Here is a 19,333-nt window from a genome sequence, read left to right as displayed (position 1 = left end):
TCGGAGATCTGAACTCATAGCCCAAAATCAAGATCTCCGACTTTTTCTTTGATATCACAACCAACCTTCAAAATCACAAAAAAAGTCGGAGATCTAAACCTTTATCCAAAGACAAGATCTCCGACTTTTTCTTTGATATCATAAACAACCTTCAAAATCACAAAAAAAGTCGGAGATCTCAATCTCTACCCCAAGACAAGACTGCTAAAATATTCAAAAGCACAACTTCTGTTCTTTAGCCAAAAAAGACAATCCAGATCGGCAGCATAAAAATTAGTCCGATGAAAGAGAAGGCGATCGTGCTAATTAGTAAATCGCGATCAAGGTTATAGACTTCAGCAAGGATTAGTACCGATAAACCTGTCGGAGTCCCCGACATCAGCGTGAGAATCAGGCGCGGATCATTGCGGAGTCCAAACATCGTCGCTCCCAACCCGATCGCTAAAGGCACAACCGCCACGCGCAAAAAAGCGGCGATCGCCGCAGGTTTCAGACTGTCCCACTTCTCGATTTTGCCTAATCGTAAGCCTACTAGAGACAAAGCAAAGGCGATCGTCACCCATACCCCTAAATCCAGACTCGACTCGATCGCATCAGGTAAACCGATGGGGCGCGTATACCAACCGATCGCAAAAGCCCATAGACTCGGCACAGTGGCGACATCCAGCAATAACTTCCACCAAGGCGGCTTCACATCGCTTTTGCCAAAGTAGCTGGCAATAAAAACTGCAATGCCATAATTGCCTGCGACATTACTGGCGATACTGTATAAAACTGCCCAATCAGCATAGGTAGAACTTGCTAGAGAACTGGTTAGCGTCAAGCCCACAAAGCCTGTGTTGCCAAGCATCGTAGCCAAAATAAAGCTACCCAAACTAGAGCGATCGCTATGCGCCTGTTTCGCAAACTGCCAACCGACTAAAGCTAACAGCCAACTGAGCATCAATGCGGCGATCGCCACATAGGGAATATAGGGAGTATCAGAAAATTGTGTGTGTCTGGCAAGAACAAATAATTGCAGTGGTACTCCTACCCAGTAGAGAGTAACACCCATAAATTTGGAGGTATTGATTGGCGCAAATCTAGACGCTACCAAGCCGACACCCGTCCATACCATCAGTGGGATATAAGCATTGATCAGTTCGTCAAAATGGAAGATAGACCAAAATTGGTCGGGATCACTTAACAGCATTCAAAATCCATTCGGTAACGCCATCGGCAAGGGTCTTAGCAAGTAGCTTTTGCTGTTGTGGATCGATTATCCATTCAAACTCGACAGGATTGATCATAAAACCTAATTCTAAAAGTACGGATGGAGCAGTTGTGGGACGGATGAGCGCAAGATTATTCCAATAAACTCCATAATCCGCACGATTCAGCTTTTTCACGACATAGGTATTAATAAACTTGGCAAAGTCTTCAGCTTGTGGATTGTACCAAAAGCTTCCCATCCCTGACGTATTAATTGCATCCCCATTATCAGGCAAAGCATTGTAATGAATACTAATCGCTAGAGTTGGTTCTTCTTGATTAATTTTATCGACCCTTGGCTCCAAAAGAACATCTGAATCATCAGTGCGGGTCATAATGACCATAGCGCCGCGATTTTGTAGCTCAGTTTGAAATAATTTTGATGTGATCAGTGTGACATCTTTTTCGGGGTAGCCTGTGGGGCCGCGCGATCCTAAGTCTTCAGAGCTTCCATGCCCTGCATCAACAAGAATCTTCACACCTTGAAGTGGCTGAGAGTTGTCTGATGTGGACGTAAGAAGCGGTGGATGCTTAAGGGATAAAATCAGATTTGAACCTTGGTAGCGAACTTTATATCCCCATTGCTGCTTGGGTTTGAGACTAATCGTATAGGTCACCTTATTAGGGTCAGTTTGTACCCATTCCAGTTTATTAATAATCGATTCTGGATCGATTGAAATCGTATCGGTCTGAGCAGTCACATTATAGAGAGAGAAAGAAAATACGCGATCACCTTGGGTAATCGCTAGCGGTGCTGGCACTTCTAAGGGGATTGTCACCTCTGTCCACAGATTATTTTGATTAGATACTCGCTTAGTATTAATGCTGCGGACAATTGAGGGTGGTGGAGACTCTGCGACTTCAAGCTTTGCCATACTCTTTCTCACCCAGCCGCCATAATCAAGCCTTAGCCAATCACCTTGTTTGCCTGTCACGACAGCTTTGGTTCCTTTAGGCAAAGGCGTGATTCTTGAAAAATCAGTACTTGCACCAGTTCTTGCATCAGCCGCGATCGCAGTTATTTCGGCAACTTGAATATTGTTCGGGGAGAGAATTTCTAGGCTGCCTTTGGCTTTTTGTTTAACTACACGATCTCCCAAGCGCATTTCATATTCAGGTTGTCCCAATTGACTTGGCTTTTCAAAAGTTGTACAGCCACGAAAATATCCTGAGGGTGACTCGGCTGTGGCTTCATTGTTGCCTGTCAGTACAGAAGAATTTGGCGGTAATTGGATATTACGACGACGAGGCAAAAGCGGGATTTCGAGATCGCCAATTCTCACTAAAACTGTTGAATTAGGCGTAGCAATCGCATCAAAGCAGAATCTTTCATTGGGTTGTCGCGCCGTATCCACAGTTGGCAATAGTGACTCTTTGACAAATCCAAAATCTTTTGGAGGCATGGTAATGCGTGACTCTCTCAAGACTTTGATATTAATCTGACGCTCACTATTGCGATCTCCTGTGCTATCAACGTACTTGATCGCAAAATTATTTTCACCCAACTGAAGCGGCAAGCTTGGAGCAAAATGTCCTTTATCAGTACGCGATATAGCTTTGCCATTAATACTGACATTGCCATCTTTAGGCGCAGTACCAATAAAAAATAGACGATCGCTGGTGGTGGTATGTTGCAAGGGCGGATAGGTAAGATGCAGTTGCGTAGGTGGCACAAAATTTTGTGCGCCCACAGCGATCGCAAAGACAAAGCTCAACAGTCCAATGACAAAAATTCCGATCAGTCGCCGCATAATTCAAATTACTTGCTCAGATTGGCAATACAAATAGACCATTTAATACTAGCGTCATCGCGGAATCTACAGCGCAAAACGATATATTCTGAGATTAACAAAAACAAAATCTGTACCGCCCGCTAGGCGGGCGGTACAGATTTTGGGATCCGTAAATGTAATTAAAATCAATTAAAAAATGAAAATTTTAGTAATGGGTGGCACAAGATTTATTGGTGTGCCGCTAGTCAAATTGTTGGTGTCACAGGGACATGAAGTAACTTTATTTAATCGGGGTAAGAAGCCATCACCCGTTGCAGGACTTCGCACAATTATTGGCGATCGCACTGATTCACAGCAATTGCAAGATAAACTTAGTGGCGAATCCTTTGATGCAATTTTTGATAATAACGGTCGCGAACTCAGTGATACTCAGCCACTAGTCGAAATTTTTCGCGATCGCATTCAGCATTTTGTATATATGAGTTCCGCAGGCGTGTATCTCAATAGCGATATTCTGCCCTACCACGAATCCGATGCCATTGATCCCAAAAGCCGACATAAAGGCAAACTGGACACTGAAGCCTATTTGCAGCAAGTCCGTGCTGAATCTGGATTTCCTTACAGTTCCATTCGACCTACCTATATTTATGGACCACGAAACTATAATGATGTAGAAGCGTGGTTCTTCGATCGCATTGTCCGCGATCGCCCAATCCCGATCCCTGGCAATGGCAAATTCATCACCCAACTCGGTCATGTTGATGATCTTGCTGCCGCAATGGCAGCCATCTTAGGCAATCAAAAAGCGATCGGCGAAATTTACAATGTTTCTGATACGCGCTATGTCACATTTATCGGTCTAGCCCAACAATGTGCGATCGCGGCAGGCAAAAATCCTAGTCAACTCAACTTTGTCTATTACAATCCCAAAGATTATGACTTTGGTAAAAAGAAAGCATTCCCATTTCGCTTACAACACTTCTTTGCTTCAGTAAACAAAGCCCAGCAAGATTTAAACTGGAATCCCAAATACGATCTATTGTCTGGTTTAAAAACATCTTTTGAACAAGACTATCTTCCTTCCAATCGTCAGCAAGCCGATATTGACTTTTCCACGGATGAACAAATAACTCAAAGCTAAAAAACAAGGCGGTGCGAAGCGCCGCCTTGTTTTTTGGGTTTAAAAGAAGTTTGCTGTAATCTGCATAACAGCAGTACAACTAGCATTAGGCTCAAGCACGGTTAGATACTCTTTAGTGTTTAGAGAATTACGAGTTGCGCTCCAAGGCTCTAGACAATAGAATTCCTTGCCCTTAACAGTCCAAAACACAAGATAAGTATAAAAATCATCATAATCGATCGCAATCTTAAGTTTGCGATCGTTATCAGTCACTGAGGTTGAACGACTGGAAAGCTTTCCAAATACCGAGTCAATCTCATCTTGCTCAAAGTTAAACTTCCCGTCAAAAGCGAAATTCTCTTTAGTACGATTATCTTGATAGCCAACTGAAGGAATATCTACCTCGATTTTACTTTTGTCACCGCAGAGGAAGTAAGGATGAAACCCTGAGGAGAAAGGCATTGGCGTAGAGGAAAGGTTTTTGTATTCCTGACGAACTTCTAAAGTGTTGCCGCGCAATACATAGGTAAAAGCTAAATGGAAGTCAAAGGGATAAACAAGTTTGGTTTGTTCGTTACTGCTTAACTCAACCGTAACACTTGCACCGTCACTATTGCTCTGCGCTGTAGCTGTCCAAGGTAACTCACGGGCAAAGCCATGCTGTTTGATTTTGTAATCAGTTCCGTCAACATTGTAAGTATCATTAGGCAAATTGCCACAGAGAGGAAATAAAATCGGATTGCCACCTCTAACACTCAGATCAGGATGCGTAAAGCGTTCAGCGTCAAGATAGAAGACCTCTTGACCATTAATGCGCCAACTAGTGACGATGCCACCACGTTCTGGAACAACTTCTATCTGAGAACCTGCACTGTCATCAGACAATGTATAGGTATTGTATTGCTTTTGTACGGAGGAGACTTTATACACAGATTTTGCCCTGTAACTTTCCAAAAATAATTATATCGCTTAGAACCCCCAAAAAAGGATGGCGGCGCTTTGCGCCGCCATCCTTTTTTGGATAGTAGGATAGGCGGCGCAAAGCACCGCCTATCCTTACCCATATAAATCCTTCCCTTTTTAGACCTACTCTTTTTTGGGGTAAAAAAAATTAAAAAACAAAAAATGTAGGGGCAATTCATGAATTGCCCCTACATTTTTTGGGTCACTACTTGACGATCGCAGCACAGCCAACTGGATAAGCAGTGTGATACGTGCGATCTCGTTTTCCAAACAATTTATAACGATTGTCACGAATCTGGATATAGGTTGAGTCACCAAGAGCTTTAACTGGCGCGATCGCCCGATAAGCAGCAATTAAAGCTTTACCCATTGGCAATAATCGCGTAATTTCTTCCGCCGCATCGCTACCCTGCCATCTTTGCGTAGGATCAGTGCGATCAACTAAAATCATCCCCATTTCACAATCTTCAGGTGTGACATTAAATTGCTGCAATGTCTGATCGTCTTGCATCGGGATATAGCAAAACTGACGACCGCGATCGAACTTCTCTAAGATACTGACAAAGTTAGCGCAGAGATTACAATTACCGTCATAAACTACAGCGTAGAACATAGTGAGATTGGCTAAATAAAAGAACCAGTTTTATTGTCGCGAGGCTTTGCCGCGCCACAAAAAACTAAATCGCAGCGCTTACTTAGAACTTACAAGGTCCTTTCTTACCATTTGGACAGATTGTTTCCTCATCTGTCTTAGGTAGCTTGCTTTTATCAAACTGTACACCAGTTAGATTAGTACCATTCAGCTTTGCCCCACTCAAGTTAGCCCCATTTATCTGCCCCCCAGAGAGATTGGCTCCACTCAAATCTGTATTCGTCATGTCAGTATAGTTGAGCTTAACATTAGTGAGATTGGCGCGTTTAAGACTCGTAAAGCTTAAATTCAAACCTGACAGATCTTGGTCAGCCAAATTTCTTCCTTCGCGAGGTTCATTGACAATTTGCCAAGCTAGCAAAGTCGTCGCACTAAATCTTGTTGCCTTCTCAGTTCCTTGAGCACCAATCTTAGAATCTTTTAGATTAGCTCCTTCCATCTTAGCGCCAACAAAATTAGAACGAGTCAGATCTGCTCCTGCCAAATCGACAAGATTCATCTGGGCACTGCCGAACTCTGCCCAAATCACACTAGCTTGAATCAATCTAGCTCTATTCAGATTGGCTTTAGCAAAGTTTACTCCATCAAGATTTGCACCTTGAAAGTTTGCCCCAACAAGGCTAGCATCTTGCATCTTCGCCCCTGTGAGAATAGCTTTGCTGAAGTCCACATTATCCAGCTTCGCTCCTTTGAAGTCTGCATTTGTAAAGTCTCTTCCACTGGCATCTTTAAACAGACCCCATCGCAGACCCAAATCAAAAATCGGTCTGTTGAGAAATGTATAAAGCAGAAAAGCTCCACCGATCACACCTAATCCGATCGCAGGAATTTTGAGATAGTTTTGCCATAGCAACTCCAAACTGACACTAGGTATGGTTAATTTTGGCTTGCTAAAAGTTTTGGCTGGCGGCGGAGCTGGCTGTTCATAGCCACTATATGCATCATAGTTATCTTCGGTAAACCGATTGAAATCCATTTGATCGGGAGGTGCACTCATACGCGCTTGTGTTGAATCACCAAAGCTTGCCATTTGGTTACGGCGATCGCGCGGAATTTCCCTAGTCTCACTCACACCAGTCATATCAGAGCGAGAATCAACTATTGGATTAGTTCTAACTCGAGAAGGTACCTGTGTACTTTGAGGGCTGATAGTGGTGATGCTATCAGATAAATCACCACTATCCAACAGCCCTGACCAGTCTGTATTGTCGTCATGAACTTCTAAGCCAAGATCATTAAAATCTGGCAACCCAGTTTCTTTGCGTCTAGAAATACTAGAAGGAGAATTGCGATCTTTCCTTTCTCTACCCTGCGAAGCTCTTCCTGCAGATTTCCCTACACTAGGAGGGGTCGCACTGCTCATATCAGAATAGGAAGCTTCTGACAAAGATCTTCCTCCAGAAAGTACCGTGTCAGCATCTAATAAATCTGACCAGCCCTCATCAATTGAGCCGATAGGTTTGTGTCGATTTCTATGTTGGTCTGGTTGATCATGAAATCGATCAAAATCATCTTCTTCACTTCTTCTGCCCATTCTATTTTGGGGAAGCGGCCGACCGACCGCATTTGCGGCAGGATATGCTGGCGCTGGAGTTGTACTTCCCTGAGTAGGGTTGCGCTTTGGAGGTAATGGCGGTAGAAATGGTGGTGGTGGTAAATTAATAGATGGAGAAGTCGGTTCTTGTTTAGTGAGGGGAGGAAGACTCGGAGGCATTGGTACAATTGGTGGCGCTGATGGAGTTAACCCAGTAGATATTTGCGCGGAGGCAAATGCGTCGTTGAATCCGTCATCATCGAGTGGGTCGATACTTTCTAGATCAAAATCATCTAAAAAGTCGCGATCGCTTGCTCCTAGATCGAACTTTGTAGATGCAGCTAAATTTGAGTTTGGAGTTGGCATAGGAGTTGGCATAGTGGATGACTCTTTTGCGAGCATAAAATCATCTGATTCTGATACGAGACCGTTAAGCAAATCATGAGCTAAAGCTTCTTCCTCAAAATTCACTTCTTCAAAATTGTCATTAATTAAATCATTTACTAAAATTTCTTCAAATTGATCAATTTGTGAAACTACATTGTCTTCAAAGTTATCTGAAGGATTGCTCGAAGAATGTTGACTGGTAAATTCTGAAGTGATTGAATCTTCCAGAAAAGTATCAGAGTTAGAACGACTTGGAGTGAGTGTTGTAGGAATATTGCCAAGGTTGAAGTCAGGATTAGGAGCCTCTAGCAAACTATCTTCATCGAAAGCTGCCAGATCAAAATCTTCATCCAGCATACTATCCTCTATACTAGATAGAGCATTTGCTTCAGTCGTACTTGCATCCCAATTAGGGCTTCCTAAATTTGCTTGGACTTGGGGAATTATATCATTACCAAAACTATCCGCATAATCATCAGCGAAATCCGCTTCAGCATCTATACGATCAGCATAACTAGCAAAGTTATCAGGTACATCTGAGTCCAAGGCAAAGTTATCTGTATAATTTTCATAATCACCAACGAAATCTGCTTCAGCTTCTATACTATCGTTGTAACTGGTAAAGTTATCAACCAAACTGGATTCTGTAGATTCCTCAACAGAAAAGCTATCAGCAAAACTATCGAAATCAGAGTCTGTAACTCTCTCTCCAACAGATTCACTTAGTTTATCCCATTCTGAAGATGGCGATACAGAGTTCCCAGCAAAGTCAAATTCGCCATCTTCCATACCATCAACTGACGGATCAATAAACTCATTGAAATCTTCAAATTGATGCTGATCGGTAATTTGCTCTGGGATATCTATATCTTCTGATATCTCATTAAAATCATCATATATTTCTGGAATCCCTAAATCAACAACTTCAGATTCACTGAGGCTTTCAGCTAGATTATTGACGTGATTTGCGATCACCCAATCGTTGGCATCAAGATTCTCAGCAAAGTTTAAGTCTTCATTGAGAGTCTGGTCTGCTACACCATTGTCAACTAAACCTAACAAATTATCATTAAATATTTCTGAGGATTCTTCTGCTGGTGGTAAATAGTCTTCTGACTCGACTAAAGCCTCATCCCAAATGACATCATTACCATTGCTAATTTCAGCTTCTAGACCTGCGCTCCAATCAGACTCTTCAGCTGCAACGCCAATTTCAGCTTCTAGACTTGCACTCCAATTATCTTCTTCAGTAAAATCAGTGACAATTATGTCATCTTCCAGCGATGACACCAAATTCGTCTCATCGCCAATGTCATCAGCGATGATTACATCGGTTTCAAGCCCCATACTCCAACTTTCACCATGTCCAATTTCAGCTTCTATTTCATTATCCATCTGATCAAAAGACTGTTCAAAAATTGGCTCAGGTTGCAGAACGAATTCCGACTCGAATCCTGGCTCAACAGAGTCTAAACTAGAATCTACATTAGGCAGAAAGTTAACATATCCTTCTGCTTCAAAAGAATCTAGAGGATCTAGATTAGGAAGATCAAAGCCAATATGTTCTTCCATTTCAGTCAGCTCTGGGGTTGGCAAGCTCTCCAACACATTTGATATTTCAAAAACATTGTCAATAGAAGTGGATAGTCCTCGCTCATCAGTATCTATACTAGGAGTGGTATCCCAAGATACATTAGCTACCTCTAAAGAATCTAGATTAGGCAGATCAAAATCAGTATTTTTTTCTACTTCAGATTGATGTGTCGTTGACTGGCTTTCCCAGTCGTCAGTCATCCCAAAAGCATTGTCAATAGATGTAGATGACACTAGAGCATTAGCCACGCTAGGCGTAGTATCCCAAACGACATCATCATCGATCGCATTTTCGGCAACCACTCCCCAATCATTAGTGAATGTATTTTCGACTGAATCATCAAGGATGGATTCAGTTGTAATATTTGACGAAGTATTTGACCAAAACTCATTTTCAGCAACATTTGAATCAAATGATTCTAGAGACTGAGGTGTGTCAAAGTTATCATCTAGGTTATTGTCAAATTCTGCTTCTAGATTATCTGATTCAAATCCATCGAATTCCAGAGACTGTAATGTTCCAAAGTCATCATCTATTTTATTGTCAAATTCTACTTCCAGACCACTAACCTCAAATCCATCAAAAGATTCATGCTCTTGTTCATTTTGTAGTTCGTCTTGCAGTTCGCTTTGAAAGCTATTCCTAATTTCAAAATCTTCAACTATAAGTTCAGATTGAATCTGATCAGATAAATCTAAATCACCGACCAATAAATCTTCTGGAGTATTATTCTCAGAAAATAAATCAGAACCTAAATCCACATTTCCTGAAACATCTTCACTAGCTCCAAAAATCTCCGAAACTTGAGATGGTATGTCAGCAGATTCATCGGCAAAGTCTAGATTGGGTTCACTAGATAACTGTTCAAAATCGTTTTCAAAGATTCCTGAAATACTATCCCAATCATCATTTTCTTCGTCAGCAATTAAATCAAAACTTGAGTCATCGTTATCATCTAGCAATTCTGCTAGTCCTTGGATCTTGCTTTCGGTGTTATCTACCTCATTTTGTAACCCATCAATACTGAGTGAGTCTGAAGTACCCAAGCCTAAAGAATCTAGATCAGGAAAACTAGAATCCTCTAAAAAGTCCAACCCATCTAAATCCAAGCCCAGATCTTCATCTAGACTATCCATTATGTTACTTGTTAGTGGCTGAAGCGTTGTCTGAGATTGACTTATATCTTGATATGAAGGATTGGATTGTGATTTAATCTCCGCATTTTCTTTGCGGACATTGAGATCAGTCACAATTAACCAGTCAATGTTGTTAACCTCATTATCAGTAGTTTTACTGCCATAACTACCTGAAGTATTTCCTGTATTCCTTAAAGAAGATGGACTCTCAATTGCATCATCCAAACCTATTGATCGCAAAAATTCTAAATCCTCAAGATCATCAGCGGCTTCTTGGTTACTTAATATTTGCGAAGGTGATCTTGCTGGTGATTGATTCGAGCTTGATTTGACTGCCGGAGATCCACCAATTCGCGTACTAATGTCCGACATAATCATCCAATCAACATCAGCAGCATCAGACTGCACTGATTGTTTCTTATCTGGTTCGTTAGCGCCTTGGCCTTTTTGTGGGAGGTTTTTATTGGAAGCCATGAATCAATCCTCAGCATTATGTTCGGGCTTGCACCGTTAGGCGCTTTCTAAAATTCAGATCGCAACTTTGTTGGATACATAAGTATTGTTGCTAACCATAGCTTAACAACAACATAAATATGATTTCAACAATTAACGATTTTTATCAGCAAATCTTAAACCTGTAGCAGTAAGCGTTCTATTCTAGACTCTCTTAGGCTTTAATTATTTCTCCGCAGACAAAGTTTAAAGTAATCTTAACAAATAAAGCTAATAAAAGTAGAGTTGATAAAACCATAAAATCTTTGCCACCCGTTTAACGGGCGGCAAAGATTTTAAGTATATTTTTTTAATTATGCAGAAATGCACCGATTTTTGTAGCAGCTTCTTGTAAAACTTCAGGTGGATGCACCAGCGCAAACCTTACATGACCTTCGCCATGTTTGCCAAATCCTGACCCAGGTGCTAGGGCAATACCAGTTGATTTGATCAAATCTAGGCAAAATCCAACTGAGTTATGGGCATAGCGATCAGGCAACTTCGCCCAGAGATACATTGTGGCACTAGGATTGGAGATTTCCCAACCGATCGCATGTAGTGACTTGATCATTACATCTCGTCGCTCTTGAAATGTGGCTACTACTCGATCTATTGATGCGCGATCGCCTGTTAAAGCTTTGATTGCACCGCGCATGATCCCTTGGTATTGATTGAAGTCTACAGCGGCTTTAATTTGGCGTAATGCCTTAATTAGTTCGCGATTGCCAACGGCAAACCCTACCCGAAATCCGCCCATATTGTAAGACTTAGACATGGTAAAAAATTCGATGCTGACAATACGATCGCGATCAGCTTGTAAAACCGAAGGTGGCTTTGAGCCATCAAATACTAAGTCGAGATAAGGGAAGTCATGAACTAATACGAGATTATGCTGTTGACAAAACTTGACAGCAGATTGAAAAAATTCTAACGTTGCAGTTGCTGTAGTGGGATTGTGAGGATAACTCAACACCATCATTTTTGATTGTGCTAAAACTGTTTCAGGAATATCAGAAAAGACTGGTAAAAATTCGTTTTCTGCTAATAGCGGCATTCCATATACTTGCCCCCCAGCCAAATGAATACCGCCATAGTGCGAGGGATATCCAGGATCTTGCAAGAGCGCAAAATCATTAGGGTTGAGCAAAGCAAGCGGTAAATGGGCTGTTCCCTCCTGAGAGCCAATTAACGCTAATACTTCTGTTTCTGGATCAACTTGGATATCAAATCGCTGCTGCATCCATGCTGCTACTGCTTCCCGAAAGTCCATGGTGCTCCCAAATAGAGAATAGCCGTGAGTACTAGTATCTTTAAGAGCCTCAGCGATCGCTTCGAGAATAAATGCATCAGTGGGCAAATCAGATGAACCAAGCGATAGGTCAATTACTGCCATTCCAGATGCTTTGACCTGACTTTTAGCAATGTCCATATCGGCAAATACGTTGGACTGTAAAGGCTGGAGGCGATCGGCAAATTGCATAAAACTTAGCAAGTACTTATAAAAATAGGAGATGTGGTACTTTGCACCACATCTCCTATTTTTATACATTTGTGTGATAAAAAGAGCGTGAGGGTGTGTCGCGTATCCTCACAACTCATTCATGGTTGAGATAACATAGGGTAAGTTGTTGAATTATCGAAAGAAAAATCATGGTCTGCTGTAAAACAAAATCCAACCTAGCTAAGGCTGTAAAACTACATCGCAATTTTCATTTCAAAACTGGATTGCTTCTAGATCAAGGTGTACGTCTTTTCGGCGTACATAAATGCTTTCTTACCAAACCATTTTATAAAGCCGTCAAAGTAGCTGGCTACACCAATGTTTCTCTAGCTAGTATTGCACTTGTCTTACTAGAAGACTAATATTGCTCTTAGCACGATTCGTATATAGGAAAATTTCGCATGATTACATTGACTGACGCAGCGATCGCTCGCGTAAGAAATCTCCAAAGTCAACGCGCCACTTCTGCTCCTTTGCGTTTAGGCATTAAGCAAGGCGGTTGCTCTGGTTTATCTTATTTGATGGATTTTGTTGATCAACTTGAATCTGATGATAATCAGTATGAATATAACGGGGTACAAATCGTTATTAACAATAGCAATTTGCCTCAGCTACAAGGTCTAGAACTCGACTATACCGAGGATCTTATGGGCGGAGGATTCCGTTTCCGTAATCCTAACGCCAGCAAGTCTTGCAGTTGTGGTACTTCTTTTGCAACTCCTAAAGAAATTGGTGCACCTGTAGCTTGTAGCTAATACCAAAAAGAAGCCGCGCAATGCGCAGCTTCTTTTTGGTATTAGTATTTCAAGGATAGGCGGCGCAAAGCGCCGCCTATCCTTGAAAGTTTTTATGAGGTAATCTGCTGAATATTATCTTCCCAATGTTTACCGTCAAAAGGCGTAATCGTAAATTGTTCCATTGCTTCGCCATCAAGGCAACGAACATTGATATCGTAATCATTAGGATGCGATCGCGGACGATAAAAAGAATGAATGCCGCAAGTTTTGCAAAAATGATGCTTAGCAATCCCTGTGTTAAAAGTGTAAGTTGATAGATTCTCTTCACCTTGCAATAACTCAAAGTCTTCAGGAGGGACAATCAAATGCAAAATCCCCTTCTTTTGACAAATAGAGCAATTGCAAGCGATCGCTTCATACTTTCTTACCTTCACCCGAAAGCGGACAGCTCCGCAATGACAGCCACCCAAGATATTAGTATTTGAGGCATGTTCAGTTACTAGAGACATAAATTTTACACAACTAATTCAAAAAATTTGGAGGTGTACCAACATTGCCATCATTGTAATCTTCCCAGAATTTCCAAAGCAATCCAGCTCTTTTCTCACCAGTATCTTCATACGCTTGGATTTGCGATCGCAATAACTTTTTCATCAATGGTTTCTTAGCGAGAACTAAAAGCTCCTGTAGTTCCTCTTCTGAAAAGGTGGTCGCAAAGCGTGTCACATACTGAGACTCAACATATTTCCATCCTGCAAGCCGAGCCATAGTCTGCTGAAGCCAAATCTTAAATTCCTTTTTCGACCCTCGATGAACGCCAATATCAACACTATTCCAAAAAAACAAGTCATATTGTTTGCCTATACCTAGTTCGACAAGAAGTTCTCTAGCTAATTGTTTCTTGGATTTTGCTGTAACCGTGATTGGTGCAGGTACATCTTGTTCCGTGTAGGCGATCGCAGGATATGCAAAAAGACACATGCAAGTAACTAATATCAAACTAGATTTTTTCATACTCTCTTCCCTGTGAATAATTAGTGGCGTGAGGCTTTGCCTCGCACCACTAATTATTCATTTTACAATACCTATTTTTTTTCCTGATTCAAACATTACATCGATCCGACATTGTGGGAAGATTTAGCAGTAAGAAATCCAGTTATGTTTTCGGCTAATAAATCAATAAATAGATCAATGAGATATTTGCTGCGTCGCTTTTTGGCTTGGTTTGCGATCGCCATCATCACAATAACCACATTATTTGCCTGTACAAATGGCAAAATCATCAATAACGGGAAACTGGGGATTAGCGATCGCACTGATGAGCGCATCGTTTTGGGCACAACCAGCAAAATTCGCACGCTCGATCCTGCCGATGCCAACGAATTTTTTATCAGCAATATTTTTTACAACACGCTCGAACGTCTTTACACATATAAAGAAGGCTCCAACGAAATCATTCCTCAACTAGCGGCGGATATGCCTAAGGTTAGTGAAGATGGCTTAATCTATACAGTGCCAGTGCGAACAGGGATCAAATTTCACGATCGCACAAATTTCAATGCCTACACGATGAAATTTGCCTTAGACCGCTTCATGAATTCTAAAGGCGCACCAGCATATATCTTGACCGATGTGATCGAAGCCATTTCTGTGCCGAGTGAAACTGAACTGATTTTTAAGCTTAAACAACCTTTGCAATTTTTTCCCAAGTTTCTGGCATTTACTGGAGCAGCCGCAATATCGCCGCAGGTTTATAAACACATTAAAGATGAAAAGACAGGCAAGCTATTATTCTTGCCCGACAAATTAATTGGCACTGGCCCCTATCAAGTTACACAATTTGTCGAAGGTAGCTACTTACGCTTAGATGCATTTCCTGATTATTGGGGTAAAAAGCCTGTCAATAAAGGTATTGATATTCAGTTTTTCTCTTCTAATTCCAACTTACTGAACGCATTTAAAACTGGTGCAGTTGATATCGCTTTTCAGACGCTCACGCCAACGCAGGTCAAGAATGTAGAGACCAATGCTAAACAAAATGGTTGGACGATCGCATCTGGTCAAGGTGCAACCATACTCTATATGGTGCTAAATACGCAGCAAGAACCACTGAATGACGTGCGTGTGCGGCAAGCTTTAGCTGCCGCGATCGATCGTCCTCTGTTGGAATCGCGTATATTTTTTAACCAACGTGCACCCCTATATAGCTTAATCCCTAGCGCTTTTGCCGAATCTAAACCAGTATTCGAGCAAAAATATGGTGATGGCAACGGCAAACTGGCTCGGCAATTGCTGGAGTCAGCAGGATATTCCGACGACAAACCTGCTCAAATTACAATTTGGTATTCCCCTAAATATGGCGGTAACGGTGACCTCATTGCCAGCACTCTACGTGCCTCAATCCAAAAAAACGTCGGCAAAATTTTGCAGATCAAAACTGAGCGCGTAGAAAATACAGTCGGGTTTGCTTTTATCGATAAAGGCGTATATCCTGCCTATCTACTCGATTGGGTTCCCGATATTCTTGACCCAGATAACTACATCAAACCATTTTTAGAATGTGAAGAAGTAAAGGGCGATCGCTGCACAAAGGGTAGTAGCCAGTTCCAAGGATCATTTTATAACAGCCCAGAGATGAATGATTTAATTGCCAAGCAGCGTAAAGAGCGTGACGTAGCTAAGCGATCGCAAATACTTCAAAAGATTCAAGAACTTCTAGCTGAGGATGTGCCATTTATTCCGCTCTGGCAAAATAAAGAATATGCCTTTGCTCAAAAAGGGTTACAGGGAGTCAAAATCGAACCAAACCAACAACTTCCCTACTGGAATATTTCCAAATAACGAAAAAGAGCGCTTCGCGCTCTTTTTCGTTATTTAGTTGATCTCGCTTAGCGAGGTCAACCTTTTATAGTTTCTAGCGTTATTTTATTGGCTAGTCTCACTAATTGTTAGACGATAAGATGCGCGATCGCCATCAGATGTGCCGATCCAGATCTCATAGCTCCCCGCAGCCCAAGCTCCTGAAAGCTCAGGAGCTCTACCACTGCGACAATAAATCCCATCAGGCCCCTTAACGAGTAGAGACAAATTTTGATCGCTTGAAATCTTCAGAGCTAAAAAGCCAAAATCTCTCTGTACCGTCAAACTATGATTTGGGGCTTGCTGTGTCAATCCTTGGCATTGTCCATTAGCTTTACTCGTAGCAATTGATGCCAAAGGAATATCTCCACCTGCCTTACCAACATAGACTTGAGGATCAGGAGTGAATTTTGGAGAGATGGGTTTTAGCGTTTCTTGGCTCATCGCTGAAGCCACTGATAGTAACATCGGGGCTAGAGCTAATCCTGTTAAAGCGATCGACAGTTTCAAGAGTTTCATTTTTGACGTATTTCACTCAAAGACAGCTTGTAGCTAAAAGCTTGATTAACATTTTTGGAACCAACCCAAACTTGGTAAGATCCCTTATTCATTCGGCCAGTGAATTGTGGATTACGACCACTTGACTCATTGTCAGCACAGACGATGAAGCCATTTGGACCTTTAATTAGCATGGTCGGATCATCATTAATGTTACTGGAATAAACCAAAAGATCCATTACAGGGAAAGTCTCAGTCAAAGTAATTGTATGATTTGGCTCAGCATTAGCAAACCCACGACAATTATCGGCAATCCCCGCAATACTTGCAATACTGATACTACCGCCTCCAGATCCATCTAAAGCAGCTGGATCTGGGCGAAAATTCCTCCCCAATGAAACTGCACTTTGAGCAAAACTAGGAGCAGCGATCGCTAAAGCAACAATAGTCGTTAAGGTTCCCCAACCAAGTTTAAGCACATTAGAATGACTGATTTTAGAAATATTCATACCTGACTCCATGTGAGATGCATTAGCTTTGATGCATTGTTTGGGATTCTATATTTGTTTAGACATCATGACCAAATATTTCTTAGTTTTGTTCCTATACCTTCAAAAAGTCAATGGCAACGCGATTCGCCGCCATTGACTTTTTGGAGGGGATATTTGATGTCAGCCATAGATATTATGTAAAGAAATATTAATTTATTGCTGTCATGGCAGCATAGCACCTTGACAGCTTAAGATTCTCCATGTAACTTAATCACATACCTGGGTATTCACTGCTCTTAACCATTATGCAAGACAAGCAAAAGGTAACTTTTTATCTCCCCGAAAGGCTCCATCAACAGCTCAAGATTCGCTCTGCTATTGATGGTGATTCGATGTCAGACTTAGCTGATAAAGCCATCAGCTTTTACCTAGCCCATGCTGACATTGTCGAATCTTCAGGCGTTGGTCATACCCATCAAACCTACAACTGTCCGAGCTGCTCGCAAACAGTTGTGATTCGTGAGGGTGAACTGCTAGCAATTGGGGGCAATCGAACTCAGTCACTACCTGTTACTGTTGGCAAAGCTGATAGTCCAGACGAGGAGCTAGTTTCAATAAGTTAGATTAACTCAACAGCACTTTCTAAATACTTTTTCTGTAGACAAGGTGAGGACAGAGGCGCAAACCTCGGTATTACTATATGCAAGAACAACTTAGCATTTTAATTCAAGCCCAATATCCCTTGATCTACCTCAATACCCCAGAGGAAGAAAGAGCAGAAAGGGCGATCGCAACCATCTCCCAAATCAAGCCTGTCCGCCGCATGTTCACATGGACTATGATGCAAGGGTTAGTTGAGTATGGGCAGACATCAGGCGCTCAGCATAATAGTTTGTCTCCAGAAGCTGCCTTGGCATCGATCATGCGTGCAGACCATAAAGAACCTGCAATATATATCTTCAAAGACTTACATCCTTTCCTAAATCAGGCAGGAACTGTCCGTTCTTTACGTGATGCAGTTGCCAATTTTAAAGGCACTCAGAAAACAATTATTTTGATGTCGCCAATCCAAGTAATCCCCGTTGAACTTGAAAAAGAAATAGTTGTTCTCGATTTTCCTTTGCCAGATATGAAGGCGATCGAAGAGGTTCTAGACCAACAACTTGGACAGGTTCGCACTAAAAAAGTGTCAGCCGAAACCCGCGAAAAACTAGTTAGAGCGACCTTAGGATTAACTCAGGACGAAGCCGAAAAAGTTTATCGTAAAGCGCAAGTTACCAATGGCAAGCTGACCGAAGAAGAAGTTGATATCGTTCTTTCGGAAAAGCAGCAATTAATTCGGCGTAACGGAATTCTTGAATACATCGAAGATGAAGAAGACTTAGATGCTGTCGGGGGACTCGAAGAGCTAAAACATTGGTTGCAACAGAGATCAAATGCTTTTAGTCAGAGAGCCAGAAATTATGGACTACCTCAACCCAAAGGAATGCTAATTCTCGGTGTTCCTGGTTGCGGGAAATCCCTAATCGCCAAGACAACTGCAAGGCTATGGTCATTACCATTGATACGTCTCGATATGGGTCGCGTCTATGATGGCTCAACCGTTGGCAAGTCGGAGGCAAATTTGCGAAATGCCCTCAAGGTTGCCGAATCAATTTCACCGATGATCCTATTTATCGATGAGCTTGATAAGGCTTTTGCGGGTGGGGCTGGCTCTGCTGATTCTGACGGTGGCACGTCATCGCGCATCTTTGGTACATTCCTGACATGGATGCAGGAGAAGAAATCGCCTGTATTCGTGATGGCAACCGCCAATCGCATCGAAAAATTACCTGGAGAATTTCTCCGCAAGGGACGTTTTGACGAGCTTTTCTTTGTTGATTTACCTAACGGTGAAGAACGCAGAGATATCTTTAAAATCCATCTGTGCAAGCGTCGTCCAGATGTTGAAAAATTAGAAAGATTCGATTTTGAACAACTATCAAAAGTAAGTGATGGTTTTTCGGGGGCTGAAATCGAACAGGCGGTAATTGCCGCCATGTATGAAGCTTTTGCCCAAGATCGGGAGTTTACACAGCTAGATATCATTTCGGCTGTGAAATCGACAACTCCCCTGTCACGCACGATGACTGAGCAGGTTGCTGCTTTGCGTGACTGGGCAAGAATGCGGGCTAGACCCGCCGCTACTTCAGTCGCTGAATATCAGCGTATGGAGTTTTAAAAAGCTTATTCTGCTGTTTTTGCAGGCAGCAGATTTAAGGCTAGATTCTAAAGATATCTTATTAAAAGATCTTTAGGCTAGCAGCTAACATAGGAGTAAGAACCACCAGTACTCTTATGTCTCACGTTCTAGTTAACAATTGCGTTCACAATTATTCACAGGAG

15 protein-coding genes are annotated in these 19,333 nt (G+C 41.9%); 5 read left to right on the top strand and 10 right to left on the bottom strand.

Translation table 11 applies throughout. From position 1 onward, the window contains the following. Positions 1-235 precede the first annotated feature (235 nt). Both PseudUWO311_RS08500 and PseudUWO311_RS08495 read right to left on the bottom strand, forming a co-directional pair. Entirely contained in the window at positions 236-1,192 is a 957-nt protein-coding gene (locus PseudUWO311_RS08500) for an AEC family transporter (protein WP_142654765.1), read from the bottom strand. After that, positions 1,179-3,002: an N-acetylmuramoyl-L-alanine amidase gene (locus PseudUWO311_RS08495; protein ID WP_142654764.1), complete on the bottom strand. Its 1,824-nt coding sequence runs from the start codon at positions 3,000-3,002 to the stop codon at positions 1,179-1,181. Before PseudUWO311_RS08495 ends, PseudUWO311_RS08500 begins: the two co-directional genes overlap by 14 nt. A gap of 178 nt (positions 3,003-3,180) precedes the next feature. Between PseudUWO311_RS08495 and PseudUWO311_RS08490 the strand changes: the two genes are divergently transcribed. Next, a complete protein-coding gene (locus PseudUWO311_RS08490) occupies positions 3,181-4,125 on the top strand; it encodes an NAD-dependent epimerase/dehydratase family protein (protein ID WP_142654763.1) in 945 nt (314 codons plus the stop codon). Positions 4,126-4,164: 39 nt separating this feature from the next. Here the strand turns inward: PseudUWO311_RS08490 and PseudUWO311_RS08485 are convergent, their stop codons facing one another. The 4 genes from PseudUWO311_RS08485 to PseudUWO311_RS08470 all read right to left on the bottom strand — a co-directional run bounded on the left by PseudUWO311_RS08485 (position 4,165) and on the right by PseudUWO311_RS08470 (position 12,342). Then, on the bottom strand, positions 4,165-5,034 hold the full coding sequence (locus PseudUWO311_RS08485; protein ID WP_142654762.1) for an aldose epimerase: 870 nt from the start codon (positions 5,032-5,034) through the stop codon (positions 4,165-4,167). A gap of 238 nt (positions 5,035-5,272) precedes the next feature. After that, positions 5,273-5,680 (bottom strand): thiol-disulfide oxidoreductase DCC family protein, encoded by a 408-nt coding sequence (locus PseudUWO311_RS08480; protein WP_142654761.1) that lies wholly within the window; start codon positions 5,678-5,680, stop codon positions 5,273-5,275. 82 nt (positions 5,681-5,762) lie between these two features. Next, a complete protein-coding gene (locus tag PseudUWO311_RS08475) occupies positions 5,763-10,844 on the bottom strand; it encodes a pentapeptide repeat-containing protein (RefSeq protein WP_142654760.1) in 5,082 nt (1,693 codons plus the stop codon). A gap of 328 nt (positions 10,845-11,172) precedes the next feature. Beyond that, positions 11,173-12,342 (bottom strand): LL-diaminopimelate aminotransferase, encoded by a 1,170-nt coding sequence (locus PseudUWO311_RS08470; RefSeq protein ID WP_142654759.1) that lies wholly within the window; start codon positions 12,340-12,342, stop codon positions 11,173-11,175. 422 nt (positions 12,343-12,764) lie between these two features. Here PseudUWO311_RS08470 and PseudUWO311_RS08460 point away from each other — a divergent pair, with 422 nt between their 5' ends. Next, positions 12,765-13,118 carry a HesB/IscA family protein gene (locus PseudUWO311_RS08460; RefSeq protein ID WP_103669143.1) on the top strand — a complete coding sequence of 118 codons (354 nt, stop codon included), beginning with the start codon at positions 12,765-12,767 and terminating at the stop codon, positions 13,116-13,118. Positions 13,119-13,210: 92 nt separating this feature from the next. Here the strand turns inward: PseudUWO311_RS08460 and PseudUWO311_RS08455 are convergent, their stop codons facing one another. Together PseudUWO311_RS08455 and PseudUWO311_RS08450 are read right to left on the bottom strand one after the other, a co-directional pair. Beyond that, on the bottom strand, positions 13,211-13,609 hold the full coding sequence (locus tag PseudUWO311_RS08455; RefSeq protein WP_142654758.1) for a GFA family protein: 399 nt from the start codon (positions 13,607-13,609) through the stop codon (positions 13,211-13,213). Between the two features lie 13 nt (positions 13,610-13,622). After that, a complete protein-coding gene (locus PseudUWO311_RS08450) occupies positions 13,623-14,114 on the bottom strand; it encodes a hypothetical protein (protein WP_142654757.1) in 492 nt (163 codons plus the stop codon). A 177-nt stretch (positions 14,115-14,291) separates the two neighbouring features. Here PseudUWO311_RS08450 and PseudUWO311_RS08445 point away from each other — a divergent pair, with 177 nt between their 5' ends. After that, the gene (locus PseudUWO311_RS08445) at positions 14,292-15,941 is read left to right on the top strand and encodes an ABC transporter substrate-binding protein (protein WP_142654756.1); all 1,650 of its coding nucleotides are present in this window, start codon (positions 14,292-14,294) and stop codon (positions 15,939-15,941) included. A gap of 84 nt (positions 15,942-16,025) precedes the next feature. Here the strand turns inward: PseudUWO311_RS08445 and PseudUWO311_RS08440 are convergent, their stop codons facing one another. Further along, complete coding sequence (locus PseudUWO311_RS08440) at positions 16,026-16,478, bottom strand: hypothetical protein (protein ID WP_142654755.1); 453 nt, start codon at positions 16,476-16,478, stop codon at positions 16,026-16,028. Next, positions 16,475-16,966: a hypothetical protein gene (locus PseudUWO311_RS08435; RefSeq protein WP_142654754.1), complete on the bottom strand. Its 492-nt coding sequence runs from the start codon at positions 16,964-16,966 to the stop codon at positions 16,475-16,477. The genes PseudUWO311_RS08440 and PseudUWO311_RS08435 overlap by 4 nt, the downstream gene beginning before the upstream one ends. Before the next feature lie 287 nt (positions 16,967-17,253). On the opposite strand from PseudUWO311_RS08435, the gene PseudUWO311_RS08430 reads away from it, so the two are divergent. Together PseudUWO311_RS08430 and PseudUWO311_RS08425 are read left to right on the top strand one after the other, a co-directional pair. Continuing rightward, positions 17,254-17,571 carry a hypothetical protein gene (locus PseudUWO311_RS08430; protein ID WP_142654753.1) on the top strand — a complete coding sequence of 106 codons (318 nt, stop codon included), beginning with the start codon at positions 17,254-17,256 and terminating at the stop codon, positions 17,569-17,571. Positions 17,572-17,648: 77 nt separating this feature from the next. Then, positions 17,649-19,169, top strand: a complete 1,521-nt coding sequence (locus PseudUWO311_RS08425) for an AAA family ATPase (protein WP_142654752.1) — start codon at positions 17,649-17,651, stop codon at positions 19,167-19,169. Positions 19,170-19,333: the final 164 nt, after the last annotated feature.

The organism is Pseudanabaena sp. UWO311 (assembly GCF_006937785.1).
GTDB lineage: Bacteria > Cyanobacteriota > Cyanobacteriia > Pseudanabaenales > Pseudanabaenaceae > Pseudanabaena.
The sequence above is the reverse complement of the archived record's forward strand: the minus strand, read 5'-3'. Positions and strand labels throughout refer to the sequence as shown.